Here is a 5,409-nt window from a genome sequence, read left to right as displayed (position 1 = left end):
GCTCCGGGACCATTCCGGTGCATCTCTATTATCAGAGAGCAGATGCGCGGGCGAAGCTGCGCTTTGGTGCAGCGTGGCGTATTTCGCCCAGCGATCGTTTACTCAACGATTTGCGGTCGTTAGTAGGGTCGGAGCAGGTGGAACTGGAGTTTGACTAAAACAGGAACATTATGAGTCTTAATTACCTGGATTTTGAACAGCCAATCGCTGAACTGGAAGCGAAAATCGACTCGCTGAAATCGATTGGTCGTTCGGATGAGAAACACGATATTAATCTGGATGAAGAAGTGCAGCGTCTGCGCGAGAAAAGCGTCGAGCTGACCCGTAAAATCTTCTCCGATTTGGGTGCATGGCAGGTTGCGCAGCTGGCGCGCCATCCGCTGCGTCCTTATACGCTGGACTATGTCCGCAATGCGTTTGACGATTTTGACGAGCTGGCCGGTGACCGCGCCTATGCCGATGATAAAGCCATTGTCGGCGGCATCGCTCGTCTGGATGGGCGTCCGGTGATGGTCATTGGCCATCAGAAAGGCCGCGAAACCAAAGAGAAAATCCGGCGTAACTTCGGTATGCCAGCACCCGAGGGCTACCGTAAAGCACTGCGTCTGATGGAGATGGCCGAGCGCTTTAAGATGCCACTGATCACCTTCATCGACACGCCGGGTGCCTATCCGGGCGTGGGCGCGGAAGAGCGCGGTCAGTCTGAAGCGATTGCCCGCAACCTGCGCGAGATGTCCGGTTTGAAGATCCCGGTGATCTGTACCGTGATCGGCGAAGGCGGCTCCGGCGGCGCGCTGGCGATTGGCGTTGGCGATAAAGTGAATATGCTGCAGTACAGCACCTATTCGGTGATCTCACCGGAAGGCTGTGCGTCAATTCTGTGGAAGAGCGCCGACAAAGCGCCACTCGCCGCAGAAGCGATGGGCATCACCGCCGGGCGTCTGAAAGAGCTGAAGCTGATCGATTCGATCATCCCGGAACCGCTGGGCGGCGCGCACCGTCATCCGGTGGACATGGCGGCAGCGCTCAAGCAGCAGCTGCTGGCCGATCTGGCCGATCTCGATGTGCTGAGCACGGAAGAGCTGCTCAACCGCCGCTATCAGCGCCTGATGAGCTACGGCTACGCGTAAGCGCCGAAGAGCCTTCACAGAAGCGGACCCCGGTCCGCTTTTTTTATGCCTGTTTTCCGCGATCAGGCTTGAGTCCCCCGCAGGTGCGGCATTTATACCGGTGCGCATTAATGCGCACCCTACAAAAAGCCGGCAGTGATCCTGTAGGGTCGCCATTCATGGCGACCTGATAAAAACCGCGCAGTTACCCCGCAGGTGCGGCACTTATACCGGTGCGCATCAATGCGCACCCTGGGAAAAACCGGCAGTGATCCTGTAGGGTCGCCATTTTTGGTGACCTGATAAAACAGTGCAGTTACCCGGCAGGTGCGGCATTTATACCGGTGCGCATTAATGCGCACCCTACAAAGTACCGACAGTGATCCTGTAGGGTCGCCATTCATGGCGACCTGAGATGCATCGCTGGCAAACATCAGGCCAATAACGGCGCTATTCCGGAACATTCACCCGCCACTTTTCGCTATCCTTATTCCGTGCGACAACACCACAGGAGGTGAGCATTGAATATTATTGCGATCATGGGACCGCACGGCGCGTTCTACAAAGATGAACCGATTCGCGAACTGGACGCGGCGCTGAAGCTGCAGGGTTTCCAGACCGTTTATCCCAACAATGCCAGCGACCTGCTGAAACTGATCGAACACAACCCGCGGGTCTGCGGAGTGATATTTGACTGGGACGACTACAGCCTGGCGCTATGCAGCGACATCAATCAGCTCAACGAATCGCTGCCGCTGTATGCCTTCATCAACACCCATTCGCAGATGGATGTCAGCATTAATGAAATGCGCATGGCGCTGCACTTCTTCGAATACGCCCTCAACGCCGCTGACGATATCGCACTGCATATCCGGCAGTACACCGATGAGTACATCGACAAAATTATGCCGCCGCTGACCAAAGCGCTGTTCACCTACGTCAAAGAGGGGAAATACACCTTCTGCACGCCGGGCCACATGGGCGGCACAGCGTTTCAGAAAAGCCCGGTCGGCAGCCTGTTCTATGATTTCTTCGGCGCCAACACGCTGAAAGCGGATGTTTCGATCTCGGTCACCGAACTGGGCTCGCTGCTCGATCACACCGGTCCGCACCTCGAAGCAGAAGAGTATGTGGCGCGCACCTTTGGCGCTGAACAGAGCTATATGGTCACCAACGGCACGTCGACCTCGAATAAAATCGTCGGAATGTACGCCGCACCGGCCGGCAGCACGGTGCTGATTGACCGCAACTGCCACAAATCGCTGACCCATCTGCTGATGATGAGCGACATCATCCCCATCTGGCTCAAACCAACGCGCAACGCGCTGGGCATTTTGGGTGGCATCCCTAAGCGCGAATTCACCCGCGACAGCATCCAGCAGAAAGTTAACGATACCCCGCGCGCCAGCTGGCCGGTGCATGCGGTGATCACCAACTCAACCTACGACGGTCTGCTGTATAACACGCAATACATCAAACAGACGCTGGACGTGCCGTCCATCCATTTCGATTCCGCCTGGGTGCCTTACACCAATTTTCACCCTATCTACAGCGGCAAAAGCGGCATGAGCGGCGAGCGCATCCCCGGCAAGGTGATCTATGAAACCCAGTCGACCCACAAACTGCTGGCGGCGTTCTCACAGGCGTCGCTGATTCACATCAAGGGCGATTACGATCACGACACCTTCAACGAAGCCTACATGATGCACACCACCACCTCGCCGAGCTACGCGATCGTCTCTTCGATTGAGACCGCGGCGGCGATGCTGCGCGGTAATCCGGGCCGGCGGCTGATTAATCGCTCGGTGGAGCGCGCGCTGCATTTTCGCCGCGAGATCCAGCGGCTGCGCGAAGAGTCTGACGGCTGGTTCTTTGATATCTGGCAGCCGGAGCAGGTGGATGAAGCCGAATGCTGGCCGATTCAGCCAGGCGACGAGGCGTGGCACGGCTTTACCCACGCCGATCGCGATCATATGTACCTCGATCCCATCAAAGTCACCATTCTCACGCCGGGCATGAGCGAACTGGGCCAGATGGCGGAAGAGGGCATTCCGGCCGCGCTGGTGGCGAAATTCCTCGACCAGCGTGGCATCGTGGTGGAAAAGACCGGGCCGTACAATCTGCTGTTCCTGTTCAGCATTGGCATCGATAAAACCAAAGCGATGAGCGTGCTGCGCGGACTGACGGAGTTCAAACGCGCCTACGATCTCAACCTGCGGGTAAAAAATATGCTGCCGGATCTCTATGCTGAAGATCCTGACTTCTACCGTAACATGCGCATCCAGACGCTGGCGCAGGGCATTCACCAGCTGATCCTGCAGCACGATTTGCCGCGTCTGATGCTGCGGGCATTCGACGTTCTGCCGGAGATGAAGATGACGCCGCACCAGGCGTTTCAGCGGCAGGTGCAGGGACTGGTGGAAACCGTGGACATTCGCGAGTTGGTCGGGAGGATTTCAGCCAACATGATCCTGCCTTATCCGCCAGGCGTGCCGCTGGTGATGCCGGGCGAGATGATTACCGAACAGAGCCGGGCGGTGCTGGATTTCCTGCTGATGCTCTGCACCATCGGGCGGCACTATCCCGGCTTTGAAACGGATATTCACGGTGCCACGCTCACCGACGACGGTCGCTATCTGGTGCGCGTGCTGCGTGACGAGCCTGCGCGCTAACTTCAGATAATTGCCTCTTTTCAGCGTCGCGCCGGGCACGTAGGCTAAGCGGCTCAGAATACTTTCGGAGCCGCTATGCTGCAGATAAAACAGATCCACCACATCGCCATTATTGCCACCGATTATCAGCGCAGTAAGGCGTTTTACTGCGACGTGCTGGGCTTTGAGCTACTGGGCGAATACTATCGCGCTGAGCGCGACTCATGGAAAGGCGATCTTGGCCTTAATGGCGTCTATACCATTGAGCTGTTCTCGTTTCCTGCGCCGCCGCCGCGCGTCAGCGGGCCGGAAGCGTGCGGGCTGCGCCATCTGGCGTTTTGTGTGGATGATGTCGAACAATCGGTTGCCGCGCTGGCAGAAAAGGGCGTGGTGTGCGAGCCGATCCGCATCGATGCTCTCACCGGTAAAGCCTGTACTTTCTTCCCCGATCCGGACGGTTTGCCGCTGGAGCTGTATCAGGCGTAAAATAGCGCGCGCAGTGAGCCGCAATCCGGCGGTTCACCTCAACGGAATGCGTGCATGTCCTTTTCTCATCTTGCTGCGCTGCTGCCAGCCGATGCCCGCTGCGTGCTGGCATTCAGCGGCGGGCTCGATTCCAGCGTTCTGCTGCATCAGTTAGTGAGCTGGCAACGCCAGCAGCCGCAGCTGCGCGTGCGCGCATTACACGTGCATCATGGTTTAAGCCCCAACGCCGATCGCTGGGCGGCGCACTGCCAGCAGCAGTGTCAGCAGTGGCACATTCCCTGCGAGGTGCTGCGCGTGCAGGTGGACGCTCGCGATGGCGGCATCGAAGCAGCGGCACGCACGGCGCGCTATCAGGCGCTGTTCACTCACCTGCAACCCGGTGAGTACTTACTTACTGCTCAGCATGTTGATGATCAGGCTGAAACGCTGCTGCTGGCGCTGAAGCGCGGTAGCGGTCCGGCGGGTCTGGCGGCGATGCCGCAGCAGCGGCAGGTTAACGGCCACTGGCATCTGCGCCCGTTGCTCAACCTCAGCCGTCAGCAGCTGGAAGCTTACGCTGTCGGGCACCAGCTGGACTGGATTGACGATGAGAGCAACGCTGACCGCCGCTACGATCGCAATTTCCTGCGCCAGGAGGTGCTGCCGCTGCTGCAGGCGCGCTGGCCGCACTTCAGCGCGGCCAGCGCCCGCAGCGCAGCGCTGTGCGGTGAGCAGGAGCAACTGCTGGATGAGCTGCTCAGCGAGCAGCTGGCGCAACTGACCGATGCCCAGGGCGCGCTGCATTTTCCGCCGCTGCTGGCCTGTAGCGAGGCGCGACGGCACGCGCTGCTGCGGCGCTGGATTGGCGAACGCGGTGGTGCAATGCCCGCGCGCGACGCGCTGCAGCGCATTACCGATGAGGTGATGCACAGCCGTGAAGATGCACAGCCGTGTCTGCGCTTTGGCGCGCACGAACTGCGGCGCTACCGGGAACGGCTTTACTGGCTGCCGCGACAGCACTCACTGAGTCAGCACTCGCTAACCTGGCAGCCGCTGACGCAGCCATTAATTTTGCCTGATGGGCTGGGTGAACTACGCGCCAGCCTGGCGCAGGCGGAACTGCGCCAGCCGGCGGGGAATGAACAGGTTATTGTGCGCTTTCAGGCCCACGGCTATCACCATGT

General features: G+C 59.0%; 5 protein-coding genes. All 5 read left to right on the top strand.

Translation table 11 applies throughout. From position 1 onward, the window contains the following. On the top strand, positions 1-158 hold a 158-nt coding region (locus tag FT726_RS27695; protein ID WP_407075095.1), incomplete at its 5' end, for a hypothetical protein. 12 nt (positions 159-170) lie between these two features. After that, positions 171-1,130: an acetyl-CoA carboxylase carboxyl transferase subunit alpha gene (gene accA, locus FT726_RS25915; protein ID WP_021507476.1), complete on the top strand. Its 960-nt coding sequence runs from the start codon at positions 171-173 to the stop codon at positions 1,128-1,130. Between the two features lie 500 nt (positions 1,131-1,630). Next, the gene (locus tag FT726_RS25910; protein ID WP_058759535.1) at positions 1,631-3,781 is read left to right on the top strand and encodes a lysine decarboxylase LdcC; all 2,151 of its coding nucleotides are present in this window, start codon (positions 1,631-1,633) and stop codon (positions 3,779-3,781) included. 75 nt (positions 3,782-3,856) lie between these two features. Then, positions 3,857-4,246: a VOC family protein gene (locus FT726_RS25905; protein ID WP_058770579.1), complete on the top strand. Its 390-nt coding sequence runs from the start codon at positions 3,857-3,859 to the stop codon at positions 4,244-4,246. 54 nt (positions 4,247-4,300) lie between these two features. Beyond that, a partial coding sequence (gene tilS / locus FT726_RS25900; protein ID WP_346303701.1) for a tRNA lysidine(34) synthetase TilS occupies positions 4,301-5,409 on the top strand: 1,109 nt, incomplete at its 3' end.

Origin of the sequence: Pantoea sp. Morm (assembly GCF_016643525.1) — a bacterium.
In the GTDB taxonomy this organism is placed as follows: domain Bacteria; phylum Pseudomonadota; class Gammaproteobacteria; order Enterobacterales; family Enterobacteriaceae; genus Pantoea; species Pantoea dispersa.
This window is presented reverse-complemented; position numbering and strand designations above follow the sequence as displayed.

Bases quoted from the DNA above. Each gene is read 5' to 3' on its own strand.
- accA (WP_021507476.1), top strand. From the start codon at position 171: ATGAGTCTTAATTACCTGGATTTTGAACAGCCAATCGCTGAACTGGAA.
- FT726_RS25905 (WP_058770579.1), top strand. From the start codon at position 3,857: ATGCTGCAGATAAAACAGATCCACCACATCGCCATTATTGCCACCGAT.